The 15,333-nt window shown below is 71.7% G+C and carries 15 protein-coding genes; 9 read left to right on the plus strand and 6 right to left on the minus strand.

Features of this window, described 5'->3' with window-relative positions:
- Positions 1 to 17 precede the first annotated feature (17 nt).
- Positions 18 to 1,235, plus strand: coding sequence for an amidohydrolase family protein (locus tag OG259_RS24105; RefSeq protein ID WP_328944151.1), 1,218 nt, complete (start codon positions 18 to 20; stop codon positions 1,233 to 1,235).
- A gap of 143 nt (positions 1,236 to 1,378) precedes the next feature.
- Here the strand turns inward: OG259_RS24105 and OG259_RS24110 are convergent, their stop codons facing one another.
- On the minus strand, positions 1,379 to 1,918 hold the full coding sequence (locus OG259_RS24110; protein WP_328944152.1) for an RICIN domain-containing protein: 540 nt from the start codon (positions 1,916 to 1,918) through the stop codon (positions 1,379 to 1,381).
- A 288-nt stretch (positions 1,919 to 2,206) separates the two neighbouring features.
- Here OG259_RS24110 and OG259_RS24115 point away from each other — a divergent pair, with 288 nt between their 5' ends.
- The 6 genes from OG259_RS24115 (at position 2,207) to OG259_RS24140 (ending at position 10,272) form a co-directional block, all read left to right on the plus strand.
- A complete protein-coding gene (locus tag OG259_RS24115; RefSeq protein ID WP_328944153.1) occupies positions 2,207 to 3,124 on the plus strand; it encodes an LLM class F420-dependent oxidoreductase in 918 nt (305 codons plus the stop codon).
- Between the two features lie 11 nt (positions 3,125 to 3,135).
- Positions 3,136 to 3,897 carry an SDR family NAD(P)-dependent oxidoreductase gene (locus OG259_RS24120; protein WP_328944154.1) on the plus strand — a complete coding sequence of 254 codons (762 nt, stop codon included), beginning with the start codon at positions 3,136 to 3,138 and terminating at the stop codon, positions 3,895 to 3,897.
- Positions 3,898 to 4,018: 121 nt separating this feature from the next.
- A complete protein-coding gene (locus OG259_RS24125; protein ID WP_328944155.1) occupies positions 4,019 to 5,143 on the plus strand; it encodes an LLM class flavin-dependent oxidoreductase in 1,125 nt (374 codons plus the stop codon).
- A 149-nt stretch (positions 5,144 to 5,292) separates the two neighbouring features.
- On the plus strand, positions 5,293 to 7,020 hold the full coding sequence (locus OG259_RS24130; RefSeq protein ID WP_328944156.1) for an N-acyl-D-amino-acid deacylase family protein: 1,728 nt from the start codon (positions 5,293 to 5,295) through the stop codon (positions 7,018 to 7,020).
- Positions 7,017 to 8,468, plus strand: a complete 1,452-nt coding sequence (locus tag OG259_RS24135; RefSeq protein WP_328944157.1) for an aldehyde dehydrogenase family protein — start codon at positions 7,017 to 7,019, stop codon at positions 8,466 to 8,468. The genes OG259_RS24130 and OG259_RS24135 overlap by 4 nt, the downstream gene beginning before the upstream one ends.
- A gap of 238 nt (positions 8,469 to 8,706) precedes the next feature.
- Positions 8,707 to 10,272, plus strand: coding sequence for an APC family permease (locus tag OG259_RS24140; protein ID WP_328944158.1), 1,566 nt, complete (start codon positions 8,707 to 8,709; stop codon positions 10,270 to 10,272).
- An 89-nt stretch (positions 10,273 to 10,361) separates the two neighbouring features.
- Here OG259_RS24140 and OG259_RS24145 read toward each other — a convergent pair whose 3' ends face one another.
- Both OG259_RS24145 and OG259_RS24150 read right to left on the minus strand, forming a co-directional pair.
- Positions 10,362 to 10,577, minus strand: a complete 216-nt coding sequence (locus tag OG259_RS24145) for a hypothetical protein (RefSeq protein WP_328944159.1) — start codon at positions 10,575 to 10,577, stop codon at positions 10,362 to 10,364.
- A gap of 96 nt (positions 10,578 to 10,673) precedes the next feature.
- Positions 10,674 to 11,120 carry a carboxymuconolactone decarboxylase family protein gene (locus OG259_RS24150; protein WP_328947161.1) on the minus strand — a complete coding sequence of 149 codons (447 nt, stop codon included), beginning with the start codon at positions 11,118 to 11,120 and terminating at the stop codon, positions 10,674 to 10,676.
- A gap of 45 nt (positions 11,121 to 11,165) precedes the next feature.
- Here OG259_RS24150 and OG259_RS24155 point away from each other — a divergent pair, with 45 nt between their 5' ends.
- The gene (locus OG259_RS24155) at positions 11,166 to 11,678 is read left to right on the plus strand and encodes a GNAT family N-acetyltransferase (RefSeq protein ID WP_328944160.1); all 513 of its coding nucleotides are present in this window, start codon (positions 11,166 to 11,168) and stop codon (positions 11,676 to 11,678) included.
- Here the strand turns inward: OG259_RS24155 and OG259_RS24160 are convergent.
- Positions 11,644 to 12,111, minus strand: coding sequence for a carboxymuconolactone decarboxylase family protein (locus tag OG259_RS24160; protein WP_266893002.1), 468 nt, complete (start codon positions 12,109 to 12,111; stop codon positions 11,644 to 11,646). The genes OG259_RS24155 and OG259_RS24160 overlap by 35 nt on opposite strands.
- A 197-nt stretch (positions 12,112 to 12,308) precedes the next feature.
- The gene (locus tag OG259_RS24165; RefSeq protein ID WP_328944161.1) at positions 12,309 to 13,058 is read right to left on the minus strand and encodes a GNAT family N-acetyltransferase; all 750 of its coding nucleotides are present in this window, start codon (positions 13,056 to 13,058) and stop codon (positions 12,309 to 12,311) included.
- Between the two features lie 104 nt (positions 13,059 to 13,162).
- Between OG259_RS24165 and OG259_RS24170 the strand changes: the two genes are divergently transcribed.
- A complete protein-coding gene (locus OG259_RS24170) occupies positions 13,163 to 13,819 on the plus strand; it encodes a hypothetical protein (protein ID WP_328944162.1) in 657 nt (218 codons plus the stop codon).
- A 13-nt stretch (positions 13,820 to 13,832) separates the two neighbouring features.
- Here OG259_RS24170 and OG259_RS24175 read toward each other — a convergent pair whose 3' ends face one another.
- A complete protein-coding gene (locus OG259_RS24175; protein WP_328944163.1) occupies positions 13,833 to 15,311 on the minus strand; it encodes a CehA/McbA family metallohydrolase in 1,479 nt (492 codons plus the stop codon).
- Positions 15,312 to 15,333 lie beyond the last annotated feature (22 nt).

The raw sequence follows: 15,333 nt of genomic DNA on the forward strand, positions 1-15,333 counted from the left end.
GCGCTACCGTGAAAGCCATGGAGACCTTCCCGAAGATCATCTCGGTGGACGACCACACCGTGGAGCCCCCGCACGTCTGGCGGGACCGGCTCCCGTCCCGGTACCACGACACCGGACCCCGGATCGTCCGCGCCCCGCTCAAGGAAATGACCTTCCTCGGCGGAAAGTTCGCCCCCGTCATGGGGGCCAAGGGCGACGACGGCCCGATCGGCGACTGGTGGGTCTACGAGGACCTGCACCGGCCCCTCACCCGGCTCGACACCGCCGTCGGCTACGACCGTGACGAGATACGGCTCGAAGTCATCACCTACGAGCAGATGCGGCCCGGCTCCCACTCCGTGCCCGAGCGGCTCGCCGACATGGACGTCAACCACGTCCAGTCCGCACTCTGCTTCCCCACCTTCCCGCGCTTCTGCGGGCAGACCTTCACCGAGGCGAGCGACCGCGAGCTGGGGCTGCTCTGCGTCCGGGCGTACAACGACTGGATGGTGGAGGAGTGGTGCGGGCCCGAGGCCCACGGGCGGCTCATCCCGCTCACCCTCATCCCGCTCTGGGACCCGGAGCTGGCCGCCGCCGAGGTGCGCCGGAACGCCGCGCGCGGGGTGCGGGCCGTCGCGTTCTCCGAGATCCCCCCGCACCTCGGGCTCCCCTCGGTGCACACGGACCACTGGGACCCCTTCTTCCGCGCGTGCGACGAGACCGGCACGGTCATCGCGATGCACATCGGCTCGTCCAGCCGGATGCCGTCGACGTCCGCCGACGCCCCGCCGGCCGTCGGCTCCACCATCACCTTCGCCAACTGCTGCTTCTCGATGGTCGACTGGCTGATGAGCGGCAAGTTCGAGCGCTTCCCCCACCTGAAGATCATGTACGCGGAGGGACAGATCGGCTGGATCCCGTACATCCTGGAGCGCGCCGACGTCGTCTGGGAGGAGAACCGGGGCTGGGGCGGGGTCGCCGAGAAGGTGCTGCGTCCGCCGTCCGAGCTGTTCGCCGGACACGTCTTCGGCTGCTTCTTCGACGACGCGTTCGGGCTCCGCAACCTCGACGCGATCGGGGCGGGGAACGTCCTCTACGAGACGGACTACCCGCACTCGGACTCGACGTGGCCCAAGTCGCGGGAGGTGGGCGAGGCGCAGATGGGCCATCTGCCGGCGGACGTCGTCGAGCGGATCGTGCGCGGCAACGCGATCGATCTGCTGGGCCTGACGCCGGAAGGGCTGTGGCGGCCGTGACGTAGTGCGCGGGCGGGCGCCGGGGGCGGCCGGGGCCCGGGTGGGACGTGGGCCGGGGGTTGCCGGGGCCCGGGTGGGCCGGGGGTGGCCCGGGTGGCCCGGGGGCGGTCAGGACCTGCCCGCCCCCGGCCCGCCGGACGCCGTCAGCCCCGTGACTGGGCGGTCCACATCTGGTTGGTGCCCCCGGTGCAGTCCCACTGCTGGGCCCGCGCCCCGTTCACGGTGGACCAGCCGCCGATCTCCAGGCACTTCCCGCTGTGCCGGTTGATCAGGTAGAAGACGTCGTCGCTGATGTAGTGCTCGTCCCACTGCTGGTTGGCACCGCCGTGGCAGTCCCACTGCCGGACGGTCGCGCCGTTGGTCGTGCTCCAGTCGGCGACCTCCAGGCACTTGCCGCTGTTGGCGTTCTTCTCGATCCCCCACCAGCGGCCGTTCACCCAGCTGCCGGTCGAGGCCCAGCCCTGGTTCGAGCCCCCGTGGTAGTCCCACTGGTTCACGAGGGCGCCGTTGGCGGTCGACCAGCCGCCGACCTCCAGGTAGCGCCCGCTGTGGAGGTTCTTGTAGGCGTTCCCGCCCAGGTCCTGCGCACTGGCGGAGGGCGCCTGGACGCCGGTCACCAGCGCGAGGGCCGCCGCGGCCGTCCCGAGTGCGCGCAGCGCGGTGGTCGTCTTGCCTGTCTTCATGTCGTCCCCGTGGGTTCCGTGCGGTCGGCGCCACATGTCGGTGCGGCGCCGGAGTGCCTCGCCGACCCTAGGGGGCCGCGTCGCCCCGCGGCGGAGGAGAGGGCGGTTCGCCGTCCCGGGACGGTGCGCCGCCCGTCCCGGGACGGCCGGGACAGCCGGACGGCCGACAACCCACGACGCAAGAGCCTTGCCTGATGGACTGTCAGGTACGAGCATGGGCCACCGTCCGCTCAATTGACGGTTCGTCAGATCCGGGTCGCACCGGGCCAGGGCTCAAGGGGGTTCCTCATGGTGGTCTACGGGATGCAGCTGCCGGTCCAGTCGCAGAGCGCGATCTACGCCGAGCCCTGGGAGGCGGCCGCCGGCCCCGCCGACCTCCTCGCCGTCGCCCGCGCGGCCGAGGCGCACGGCTTCGACTACCTCGCGAGCTGCGACCACGTCGCCATCCCGCGACGGCTCGCCGAGGCCATGAGCACCGTCTGGTACGACCCGGTCGCCACCCTCTCCTTCCTCGCCGCCGCCACCGAACGCGTCCGGCTGCTCTCGCACGTCGCCGTCGTCGGGCTGCGGCACCCGCTCGTCACCGCCAAGGCCTACGCGACGCTCGACCACCTCTCCGGCGGCCGGCTCGTCCTCGGGGTCGGCGCCGGGCACGTACCGGAGGAGTTCGAGGCGCTCGGCGTGGACTTCGCGCGCCGGGGCGCCGTGCTCGACGAGACCATGGACGCGCTGCGGGCCGCGCTCGGGCCCGAGGAGTACCCCGAGCACACGGGGGAGCGGTTCGCCTTCAAGGAGCTGGGCCAGCTGCCCCGGCCCGCACAGGAGCGCGTCCCGCTCTGGGTCGGCGGCTCCTCCCCGGCCGCCGTGCGCCGCGCCGCGCTCAAGGGCGACGGCTGGCTCCCGCAGGGCGACCCGCGCGAACAGCTCGCCGTACAGATCCGGAAGCTGCTGCGGCTGCGCGCCGAGGCGGGGGTCGCGGAGCCGATCACCGTCGGCGCGATCGCCGAGCCGCTGTACATCGGCACTCCCGACTGGCCCGTCGGCCGGCGCACCCTCAGCGGCCGCCCGGAGGAGATCGCCGCCTCCCTGCGCGCGTACGGGGAGATGGGCGTGCATCAGATCCAGGTCCGGTTCCGCTCCCGGAGCCGTACCGAACTCACCGACCAGATGGCGGCCTTCGGCACGGAGGTCGCCCCCCACCTCTAGGGAGTACGGACATGGGCAAGCTCGACGGGCGGGTCGTCCTCGTCACCGGCGCGGCACGCGGGCAGGGCGAGCAGGAGGCCCGGCTGTTCGCCGGGGAAGGGGCCAGGGTCGTCCTCGCGGACGTCCTCGACGACGCCGGCGCGACGCTGGCCAAGGAGCTGGGGGAGGAGCGGGCCGTCTACGTCCATCTGGACGTGACCAGCGAGGACGACTGGGCCGCGGCCGTGGCGCTGGCCAAGGAGCGGTTCGGGAAGATCGACGGGCTGGTCAACAACGCCGGCATCCTCCGCTTCAACGAGCTGCTCTCCACCCCCCTGGAGGAGTTCCAGGCGATCGTCTCCGTCAACCAGACCGGCTGCTTCCTCGGCATACGCACCGTCGCGCCCGAGATCGCGGCGGCCGGCGGCGGCACGATCGTCAACACCGCCTCGTACACGGGGCTGACGGGGATGGCCGGGGTCGGCGCCTACGCCGCCTCCAAGCACGCCGTCCTCGGGCTGACCCGGGTCGCCGCCCTGGAGCTGGCCGCGAAGGGGATCCGGGTGAACGCCGTCTGCCCGGGGGCGATCGACACCCCCATGAGCAACCCGGAGGGCGTGGACCCGGCGGCCACGGCCGAGCTGTACCGGAAGCTCGTGCCGCTCGGGCGGATCGGACGCCCGGACGAGGTGGCGGCCCTCGCGCTCTTCCTGACCGGGGACGACTCGGCGTACATCACGGGGCAGCCCTTCGTCATCGACGGCGGCTGGCTGGCCGGGGTCAGTCTCTTCTAGTCCTATCTGACGACTCGTCAGGTATTGACGCACCTGCCGCGCGGTGCGACAGTCGGGCACATCACGAATCTGACGGCACGTCAGAAACTCCGTCAGAAACTCACGAGGACGGTGAACCCCCTTGGAATTCGGGATCTTCGTACAGGGATACGTCGGCAAGCGCGCCGAGACCGATCCCGAAGCCGAGCACAAGGCCCTCATGGAGGAGACCGAGTACGTCATCCAGGCGGACAGGTCCGGCTTCAAGTACGCCTGGGCCTCGGAGCACCACTTCCTGGAGGAGTACTCGCACCTCTCCGCCAACGACGTCTACCTGGGCTACCTCGCCCACGCCACCGACCGGATCCACCTCGGCTCCGGCATCTTCAACCCCCTCGCCCCCGTCAACCACCCGGTGAAGGTCGCCGAGAAGGTCGCCATGCTCGACCACCTCTCCGGCGGACGCTTCGAGTTCGGCTCCGGCCGGGGCGCGGGCTCCCACGAGATCCTCGGGTTCATGCCGGGCATCACCGACATGAACTACACGAAGGAGCTGTGGGAGGAGACCATCGCCGAGTTCCCCAAGATGTGGCTCCAGGACGAGTACGTCGGCTTCCAGGGCAAGCACTGGTCGCTGCCGCCCCGCAAGGTCCTCCCCAAGCCGTACGGGAAGTCCCACCCCGCCATGTGGTACGCGGCCGGGTCCCCCTCCTCGTACGCCATGGCCGGCAAGAAGGGCCTCGGCGTCCTCGGCTTCAGCGTGCAGAAGGTCTCCGACATGGAGTGGGTCGTCGAGTCCTACAAGACCGCGATCAAGGAGGCCAAGGCGATCGGCGACTTCGTCAACGACAACGTCATGGTCACCTCGACCGCGATCTGCGCCGAGACCCACGACAAGGCGGTCGAGATCGCGGTGGGCGGCGGCCTGAACTACCTCCAGTCCCTCCTGTTCCGCTACCACGACACCTTCCCGCGGCCCGAGGGCATCCCGGAGTGGCCGGAGCTCCTGCCCGAGTACTCGGCCGAGATCATCGAACTCCTCATCCAGGAGGAGCTGATGATCTGCGGAGACCCCTCGGAGGTCCTCGCCCAGTGCAAGCGGTGGGAGCAGGCCGGGGCCGACCAGCTCTCCTTCGGGCTCCCGATCGGGATCTCGTACGAGGACACGATGAACTCGATCAAGCTGATCGGTGAGCACGTGATCCCCGAGATCGACACGGACCCGATCCACCGCACCACCCGCTTCCGCCAGTCCGCAGGCTCCTGAGGGACCCACGCCGACGGGCGGTGCACGACGAGCGCGGGGTGGTGTCTTCCCGGACCGCCGCCCCGTACCGGCCCCGGCCGGAGGCCGTTCCGCGGCGGCCCCCGGTCCGGGGCACACCCGTGTCCACGTCCAGCAAGGGAGGGAACGTCATGCTCGATCACCTGATCAAGGGCGCCACCGTCGTGGACGGCACCGGCGCCCCCGCCTACGTCGCCGACATCGGCATCCGCGACGGCCGGATCGTCCTCGCCGGGCCCGGCGCGGTCGCCCGTACGACCGAGGACGCCACCGGTCTCGTCCTCACGCCCGGCTTCGTCGACCCCCACACCCACTACGACGCCCAGCTGTTCTGGGACCCGTACGCCACCCCGTCCATGAACCACGGCGTCACCACCGTCGCCGGCGGCAACTGCGGTTTCACCCTCGCCCCGCTCCACCCGGACCGGCCCGAGGACGCCGACTACACCCGCCGCATGATGTCCAAGGTCGAGGGCATGGCCCTGAAGGCCCTGGAGGAGGGCGTCGACTGGAGCTGGTCGTCCTTCGCCGAGTACCTCGACGCCCTCGACGGCCGCATCGCCGTCAACGCCGGTTTCATGGTGGGCCACTGCGCCCTGCGCCGGTACGTGATGGGCGCCGACGCCGTCGGCGGGCAGCCCACCCCCGAGCAGCTCGCGCACATGGTCGCCCTGCTCAAGGAGGCCATGGAGGCCGGTGCCTGGGGGCTGTCCACCACCCAGTCGTCCACCCACTCCGACGGTGACGGCGCCCCCGTCGCCTCCCGGCACGCCACCGCGGAGGAGCTCATCGCGCTCTCCCGCGCCGTCGGCGAGCACGAGGGCACCCAGCTCGAAGCGATCCTGGCCGGCTGTCTCGACCAGTTCTCCGACGACGAGATCGAGCTGTTCGTCGAGATGACGGCGGCGGCCGGACGACCCCTCAACTGGAACGTCCTCACCATCGACGCCGCCGTCCCCGAACGCGTCCCGCGCCAGCTCACCGCCTCCGAGCGGGCCCGGAAGTCCGGCGGCCGGATCGTCGCCCTCACCATGCCGATCCTGACCCCGATGAACATGTCGCTCGGGACGTTCTGCGCCCTCAACCTCATCCCGGGGTGGGGCGAGATCCTCGGACTTCCCCTCCCCGAGCGGATCGCGAAGCTCCGCGACCCGGACGTGCGGGCCGAGATGCTGCGGCGCGCCGACTCCAAGGAGGCCGGGGTCTTCCGGCGCCTCGCCCACTTCGGGCGGTACGTCATCGGGGACACGTACAGCCCCGAGAACGAGGGCCTCACCGGCCGCGTCGTCGACGACATCGCGGCCGAGCGCGGCCAGGACGCCTTCCAGTGTCTCGTCGAGATCTGCGCCAACGACGAGCTGCGGACCGTCCTGTGGCCGATGCCCAGCGACAACGACCCGGCCTCCTGGGCGCTGCGCCGCGAGACCTGGGACCACGAGGACGTGCTGCTCGGCGGCTCCGACGCGGGCGCCCACCTGGACCGGATGTGCGGGGCGCCCTACACGACGCGGTTCCTCGGCGACTGTCTGCGCGGCCGGAAGCTCGTCCCCCTGGAGCGGGCGGTGCGGATGCTGACCGACGACCCGGCCCGGCTCTTCGGGCTCCGCGAGCGCGGCCGGATCGCCGAGGGCTTCCACGCCGACCTGGTCCTCTTCGATCCGGAGCGGATCGACGCCGGTCCGGCGACCCTCGTGCACGACCTGCCGGGGGACAGCCCGCGGCTCGACTCGCGCGCGGTCGGCATCGTGTCGGTGCGGGTCAACGGCGTGGAGACGGTACGGGACGACGAGGTGACCGGCGCGGTCCCGGGGAAGGTACTGCGCTCCGGCCGTGACACGAGGACGGTGGCGACCAGGTGAACCAGAAGCTCTTCATCGGCGGCGCGTGGGTCGAGCCCGACGGCGGTCACTACGAGGTGATCGACCCCGCCACGGAGGAGGTCGTCGGTCTCGCGCCGGAGGCCTCCCGCGCCCAGGTGTACGAGGCGGCCGCCGCCGCCCGCGAGGCCTTCGCCACCTGGTCCCGTACGAAGCCGGAGGAGCGGGCGGCGATCCTCGACCGGGCCGCCGACCTGATGGCCAGGGACGCCGAGGCGAACACGCTCCTCGCCCGCGCCGAGACGGGCGCCACCACCGGCACCGCGCGCGGCATGCAGGTCGCCGTCGGCTCCGCCCGTTTCCGGCGGTACGCGCGCGGGGCCATGGAGCCGGTCGAGCAGCCGCTGCCCCCGCAGATCAACGAGGCGGGCCCGATGGGGAGGGCCGGGGTCTTCGGCGCGGTGGCGGTACGGCGCCCGGTCGGCGTGGTCACCTGCATCACCTCGTACAACAACCCCTGGGCCAACCCGGCCGGCAAGATCGCCCCCGCGCTCGCGATGGGCAACACGGTCCTGGTGAAGCCGGCCCCGCAGGACCCGCTCTCCGTGTACGCGATGACCCGCGCCCTGGAGGAGGCCGGCGTCCCGCCGGGTGTCGTCAACGTGGTCACCGGCTCCTCCGTGGAGTCCGGGCAGGCGGCCGTGGACTCCCCGGACGTCGACATGGTGTCGTTCACCGGCTCCACGGCGGTCGGGCAGGCGATCGGCGAGGTCTGCGGCCGCTCGCTCAAGCGGCAGCTGATGGAGCTGGGCGGGAAGGGGGCCGCGCTCGTCTTCGACGACGCGGACCTGGACTCGGCGGTGATGGGGATCGGGACGACGTTCTCCTTCTACAGCGGACAGATCTGTACGGCGCCGACCCGGGTGCTCGCCCAGCGCGGGATCTACGAGCAGCTGGTCGAGAGGCTCACCGCCTATCTCGCCTACATGAAGGTGGGGGACCCGGCGGAGAAGGGGACGATCGTCGGCCCGGTGATCTCGGCGGCCCACCGCGACCGGGTGGAGTCGTACGTCGAGCTGGGGCGGAAGGAAGGGGCGCGGGTCGTGGTGGGCGGCGAGCGCCCGGACCTCCCGAAGGGCTTCTACGTGGCGCCGACGCTGCTCGCCGACTGCACCAACGAGATGCGGGTGGTGCGGGAGGAGATCTTCGGGCCGGTCGTCGTGGTCGTCCCCTTCGACGACGAGGAGGAGGGGATCGCGCTCGCCAACGACAGCGACTACGGCCTCCTCGACTACGTGTGGTCGGGCGACGTGGCCCGCGCCTTCCGGATCGCGGCCCGGCTGCGGGCCGGAGGGGTGGGGGTGAACACGATCGGCCGGAACATGGAGGCGCCGTTCGGCGGATTCAAGCGGAGCGGGGTCGGACGGGACGTGGGCTCGTACGCGCTGCACGCCTACAGCGAGCTGCAGGCGGTGGTGTGGCCGGGCTGAGGAGCGGCGGGAAAGTTCCTCGGGAAAATTTGAAAACGGACATTTCGGTCCACGCTGCGGTTCCCGCATAACGGACACGGATCGACCGACCTACCAGTTGGTCGGTCCGTGGTGGTCATCGATCTTTCAATCATCGGCGGGTGTCCGCTTCGACCCTCGCAATGTAAGGCGATGATCGATCAGATGAGCGGATTTTGATCCTCCGGATATGGAAACCGCAGCATTTAACGTCCTGTTCATGACTCAGGTGGAAGCCCGGCCCCAGGCCGGAGACACGGTAAGGGGCGTCAACGCCCCGGGCGACGCCAACGGCGTACGCACCAAAGGCCTCGGCGGAAACTCCGTCGGCCTGCTCGGCAGTGCCGTCATCGGCATCTCGACCGTCGCCCCCGTCTACTGCCTGACCTCGACGCTCGGCTCCACCGCCGGCGAGGTCGGACTGCAGATGCCCGCCGTCTTCCTCGCGGGCTTCCTCCCGATGCTCCTCGTCGCCTTCGCGTACCGGGAGCTCAACAAGGTCATGCCCGACTGCGGCACCTCGTTCACCTGGACCGTGAAGGCCTTCGGGCCCAAGATCGGCTGGATGTGCGGCTGGGGCCTCGTCATCGCGACGATCATCGTCCTCTCCAACCTGGCGGGCGTCGCGACCTCCTACTTCTGGCTCCTCGCGGGTGAGATCAGCGGCAGCGAATCCATCGCCGCCCTGGACGACAACAAAGCCGTCCACATCGTCACCTGCCTCGCGCTCATCGCCGCCGCCACCGCGATCAGCTACCGCGGCATGACCGCCACCAAGGGCGTCCAGTACACCCTCGTCGGCCTCCAGCTCGTCGTCCTCGCCGTCTTCGTCGGCATGGCCCTGTCGAAGGCCGGCTCCTTCGAGACCTCGGTCGACTTCTCCTGGTCCTGGATGAACCCCTTCGCGGTCCAGTCCTTCGCCGCCTTCACCGCCGGACTCTCGCTCTCGATCTTCATGTACTGGGGCTGGGACGCCTGCATGGCGACCAACGAGGAGACCACCGGCAGCGCCAAGACCCCCGGCCGCGCCGCGCTCATCGCGATGGTCGTCCTGGTCGGCTCCTACCTGGCCACCGGCATCGCCGCCCAGATGGTCGTCGGCTCCGGCGAGGAGGGCCTCGGCCTGGCCAACCCCGAGACCTCCGACAACGTCTTCGCCGCCCTCGCCGGCCCGGTCATGGGCCCGACGCTCGGCATCCTGCTCTTCGTCGCGGTCCTCGCCTCGGCGGCCGCCAGCCTCCAGACGACGTTCATCCCGGTCGCCCGCACGGTGCTCGCGATGTCCACGTACGAGGCGCTGCCGAAGTCCTTCACCAAGGTCCACCCGGTCTTCAAGACCCCCGGCAAGGCCACGGTCGTCGCCGGCGTCGCCACCGGCGTCTTCTACACCGTGATGACCCTGCTCAGCGAGAACGTCCTGGTCGACACCATCTACGCGCTCGGCCTGATGATCTGCTTCTACTACGCGCTCACGGCCTTCGCCTGCGTCTGGTACTTCCGCGGCGAGCTCTTCCGCTCAGGCCGGGACTTCGCCTACAAGGGCCTCATGCCGCTGCTCGGCGGCCTGATGCTGACGGCCGTCTTCGGCAAGACGCTGTACGACATGTGGGACCCGGCGTACGGCTCCGGCTCCGCGGTCTTCGGCGTCGGCTCGGTCTTCGTGATCGGCGTCGGACTGCTGCTCATCGGCGTGGTGATCATGCTGGTCATGCAGCGCCGGAGCCCCGCGTTCTTCCGCGGCGAGGTCCTGACGAAGGAGACGCCGTCGCTGGTGGTGGCCGACTGACGGTCGTACGCGCCTGAGTCCCGGAGACGCGAAGGTGGCGGGCCCGTGGGGGGTCCCGCCACCTTCGTTCTGCGTCCCTCGGGTGCGGCTCAGTGGTGTCCGGGGAGCAGCCGCTCCACCGCCGCGTTGGCGGGCGGCAGGTCGGGGGTGCCGGCCGGCTTGGCCTTCGGGGTCAGGACACCGCTGAGCGGCACCACCGAGGGAAGGTTCATGCCGCCGGTGTCGGCGGCGGCGGATCCGGCGGCGGCGAGGCCGCCGGTCGCGGCGAAACAGGTCAGGGCGACTGCGGTGAGCATCTTCTTCATGCCCGCACCAACGCGGACGGCATGGATCCGGTTACGACCTCCAGGTCGCGCCGGGACCCGTCGCGACTACCAGGTCCCCTCGCGACCCCGTCACGACTACCAGGTCGCACCCGCCGGCTGCCGGGTCGTCGCGTTGAGCCGGTTGAAGAGGTTGGTGACCCCCAGCCACAGCACGATCTGCGCGAGCTGCTTCTCGTCGTAGTGCCGGGCCGCCTCGTCCCACACCGCGTCCGGCACGGCGTCCGGACGGTCCGCGAGCCGGGTCGCGTACTCGGCGAGGGCGAGCGCCGCCCGCTCCGCCTCCGTGAAGTACGGGGCCTCCCGCCAGGCCGCCACGGCGTGCAGCCGCTCGTCCGTCTCGCCCTCCTTCTGCGACATCAGGGCCCCGCCCACCACGCAGTACCCGCAGCCGTTGATCTGACTGGCCCGGAGGTGGACCAGACCCAGGGTGGTGCCGGGCACGTCGCCGCCCGACATGACGGCCTTGACGAGCTGCTGGATCGCGGGCCCGGCCTGGGGGAGGAGGGCGGCGGGGTTGGCCATACGGGCAGGGCGAAGCTGCACGGCGGGGCTCCTTAGGATGCATGCATGTATCGGGAAACGAACTGGTCGCTGCGCCCCGGGACGGCGGACGACGTCGAGGTCATCGCCGAACTGAGGGCGGTCGTCATGCGGGACGACCTGGTGCGCCTCGGCCGCTACGACGAACACCGGGTGCGTCAGCGGCTGCGCGACGGCTTCTCGCCGGAGCACACCTCGGTCGTCGAGGTGGACGGCGGCTTCGCGGGCTGCGTCACGATGCGCCCGTACGAAGGGGTCGAAGGCGGTGAAGGGCTCTACCTGGAGCACTTCTACCTGGACCCCGGGGTCCAGGGGCGGGGTCTCGGTACGGCGGTGCTGCGGGAGCTGCTCGCACGGGCGGACGAGGCCGCGGTCCCGGTCCGCCTGGTCGTGCTCCGGGGAAGCGCCGCCCGCCGACTCTATGAGCGGGAGGGCTTCACGTACGTGTCCGAGGACCCGGTGGACGTGCTCCTCGTGCGCGAGGTCCCGGCGGTCGCCGCACCCCTCACAGGCCGACTCCGGCCGGCTGGCGGACGGTGACGTTGATCCGGTTGAACAGGTTCGTGACGGCCACCATCAGGACGATCGCCGCGAGCTGCTTCTCGTCGTAGTGGTCGGCGGCCGCGTCCCAGACGTCGTCCGGCACGGCGTCCGACGTGTCGGCGAGCCGGGTCGCCGCCTCGGCCAGGGCGAGGGCCGCGCGCTCCTCGTCGGAGAAGTACGGGGCCTCGCGCCAGGCGGCGACGGCGAACAGCTTCTCGTCGCTCACGCCGTTCTTCTTCGCGCTCTTCGCGCCGTAGTCGACACAGAAGCCGCAGCCGTTGATCTGGCTGGCCCGCAGATGCACCAGCTCCAGGGTGGACTCCGGGACACCGCCCTCACGGGTCGCCTTCACCAGGTTCTGGATGGCGGGACCGGCGCCGGGGAGGACGTAGGCGGGGTTGGTCATCCGGGGGGTGATCTCGTGGGCCATGGTGATCGCTCCTCAGCGTCTCTCGGTGTTTCTCGGTGTCTCGCGATGTCTCGCGATGTCTGCGATGTCGTTCTTCCGTCGCTTTCAATGAACTGACGGATCCGACGCCGAGGGTGTGACACCTTCCGAGAACTTTTTCCGGAGAACTTTCGGAGAGCCTTCCGGCGGGCTCTCCGGAGGGCTTGGCCGGAGAGCCCCTACGCCTCCGCGATGAGGGCGGTGGCGACCGTGCGGAAGCCGAGCCGGCCGTAGAGCCGGGCCACGTCCGCGTCCGTCGCCGACAGGAACACCAGCTCCACGCCACGGGACCGGGCGTCGGCCACCAGCGCCGCCGTCACCGCGAGCCCGAGGCCCCGGCGCCGGGCGTCCGGGAGGGTGCCGACCCCGACGACCTCGGAGACGGCCCCGACGGGCTGGTGCTGCCCGGCGGCGAGCGCGGTGCCGGAAGCGTCCAGAGCGGCGGCGAGGCGGGTGAGGCCCGCCGTGAGCCGGGCGGCGACCTGGTCGGAGGCCGTCGGCGCGGGCTCGGCGCCGAAGGCCGCGTACGGGGCGGCGACCGCGCTCGCCAGGACGGGATCCCCGGCGTCGACCATCCGTACGGTGACGCCCTCGGGCTCCGGTACGGCGAGCCCTTCGCCCTCCAGGACCATCAGCGGATGCTCGTGCACGGTGAGCCCGCTCGCCTCCACGGCCGCCCGCAGCCCCGGCGTCGTCTCGGCGACCCACTCGAAGGCCTCCGGCGCCCCCAACTCCCGCTGCCGCGCCCGGACCCGGTCCACCTCGGCGGCCGACACGTCCCCGGCGTACCCGAGCGCGGGGCGCGCGTAGTACGGCCAGCCCTCCCCCTCCCGTACGAACAGGGTCAGGGGCCCCAACTCCTCGGCGCGGGCGGCGGATCGGGGGACGGCGTCGTAGTACGACTCAAGTCGGTTCAGCACGCGGGCCACGGTAGGCGGTGGGGCGGGAGAGCGCTCGGGGATTTCGGCCGGGACGGGAACCGTGCATGGCATGATCCCGTCACTCAGATCACGATCGACTGGGGGAGACGGCGATGAGCAGGACGCACACCTGCCCGGGATGCGGGCGCGACGACCGGGTGCAGGCCGTGCCGGCCGTGTACCTGGGGGGACGGGACTCCGTCGTGACCCGGGAACGGGACTCGGACGGCGACATGCGGAACGTGACGCGGACGGCGACCACGGGGCTGTCCAAGGCGCTGGCGCCGATGCCGGAGCCGCCGTCGTACGCGATCGGCTGTCTCGGGGTCCTCGCCACCGCTGTGGCCATCGGCACCTTCCTGGGCGGCGTCCTGGCCGGGAAGTGGTTCCGGGACGAGCCCGCTCACGAGCCGCCCGAGCTGGGCGACTGGCACATGTACCCGCAGGACGTGGCCGCCGAGGCTCCGCCCGCCTACGAGTTCCTGGGCTGGATCTCGGCCTTCGCGCTGCTCGCGGCCGTCCTGGTGTTCACGCTGGTGTACCGGCGCAAGACCGTCTTCACACGGCAGACGCGCGGCCGCCACCGCGCCGAGGAACTCTGGTCGCGCGGCTGGTACTGCCACCGCTGCGGCACGGTCCACTTCGAGGACGTCCCCGGCGAGGACCGCGCCCCCCTCACCCTCCAGCAGTTCCGCGAACGGGTCTGGGAACACGGCGGCTACGGAGACCTGGCGGCCGAGCAGCGAGCGGTGGCGGCGCTCGAAGGCTGAGGGCTCCCGCTCGTCAGCGGGCGTCCAGGAACACCGGGTTCGTGAAGGCCGCGAGGGCGCCGGGCAGCGGGGGCTGGAGCGCCGGGTGGCGGACCTCGGCGCGTACGTACGTGGCGTACGCGGCCGTCGTCGACCACTCGGCGAAGCCCTCGGCCGCCGGAGACGTGTGCAGCACGCCCTGGTCCGTGACGAAGCGGATCGTGCCGCCCTCCGGGGCGCCCGTCACCTTCAGCCGTACCGTCACCGGCTCGTCGCCGGCGACCCGCAGCCGCTCGCCGATGCCCGCCGTACGCCCCCGGCCGTCCGTCACCGAGAAGTCCAGGGAGACCGCGGAGGACTCGGCGACGTACGAGCGGCCCGCGCGCAGCCCCGCGACGATCGCCGCCCGGCTCAGGTCGTCGGCGAGGACCACGGTCTGCGGGGTGCCGACGCGGTCCGGGTCGCGGTGGGCGTCGCTGTTGCCCATCGCCGGGGTCCAGCGGCCCCGGGCGAGGGCTGCGTCCCAACCGGCCAGGGACACCTCGTCATCGGGGGTGAAGGGGCCGTTCCACACCTCGACGGCGTCCGCGTCGCCGAGGCCGAACCTCCACATGCAGCCGATGCAGGTGGCGTGCGGATGAGCGGGGACGACGAGGCCGCCGGCCCGGCGGATCTCGCGCGCGAAGTGCCCGAAGCGGTTGTCGCGGGCCCGGTAGCGCCAGTCGACGAAGGTGCCCGGGTCGGTGCCGACGGCGAGGACGTGCCCGTTGCGGGTGGTGACCTCCTCGCCGAGCAGGATCAGCAGGTCGTCCCCGGCGTGCTCGGCCCACGCGCCGTGCCCGCCATGGGTGTTGTGCTCGGTGGCGGTCAGGAAGTCGAGCCCGGCGGCGCGCGCGAGGGCGGCGACCTCGGCGGGGGTGCGGCGCCCGTCCGAGTACACCGTGTGGAGGTGGCAGTCGCCGCGGTACCAGGCGCGGCCCCGGCCCGCGGCCCGCTCCGGCGGGTAGACGGGACGGGGCGTCGGCGCCGGGGCGCCGAACCGGAGGGTGAGGGTGACGGTGTACGGGAGTCCCCGCGGGGCCACGGTGTAGGGGGCCAGGACGACGAACCAGGTCCCGGCCTTGAGCGGCCCGGCGACGTAACCGGGCGTCGCCTCGTCCGCCCGAACGAAGAACTCCTTGCGCGCGCCGCCCGACCAGCCGCGGAATCCGTTGCCGCCGAGTGCCGTGCCGCGCTGGTCGAAGAGGCCGATGTCGAGGGCGTTGCCCTGGGTGCCGGCGGGGACCGCGGGCCGCTCGTAGGAGTACGCGACATGGAGTTCGCGCACGCCGCGGGGCAGCTCGACCGGGAGGTACACGTAGTCGGGGGAGCCGGGCGGCAGGGTGCCCGTCACGGTCTCCGTCCGTTCGCCGTCCTCGGCGTGGGCGAAGCTCACACCACCCAAGGTCAGGGCCGAAGCGATGCCCGTCGTGATGCCTGTCGCGAGGAGTGCACGTCTGCTCGGTTCGCTCATGGAGGCACCCTGGTCTCCGCGC

The organism is Streptomyces sp. NBC_00250 (assembly GCF_036192275.1).
In the GTDB taxonomy this organism is placed as follows: Bacteria; Actinomycetota; Actinomycetes; order Streptomycetales; family Streptomycetaceae; genus Streptomyces.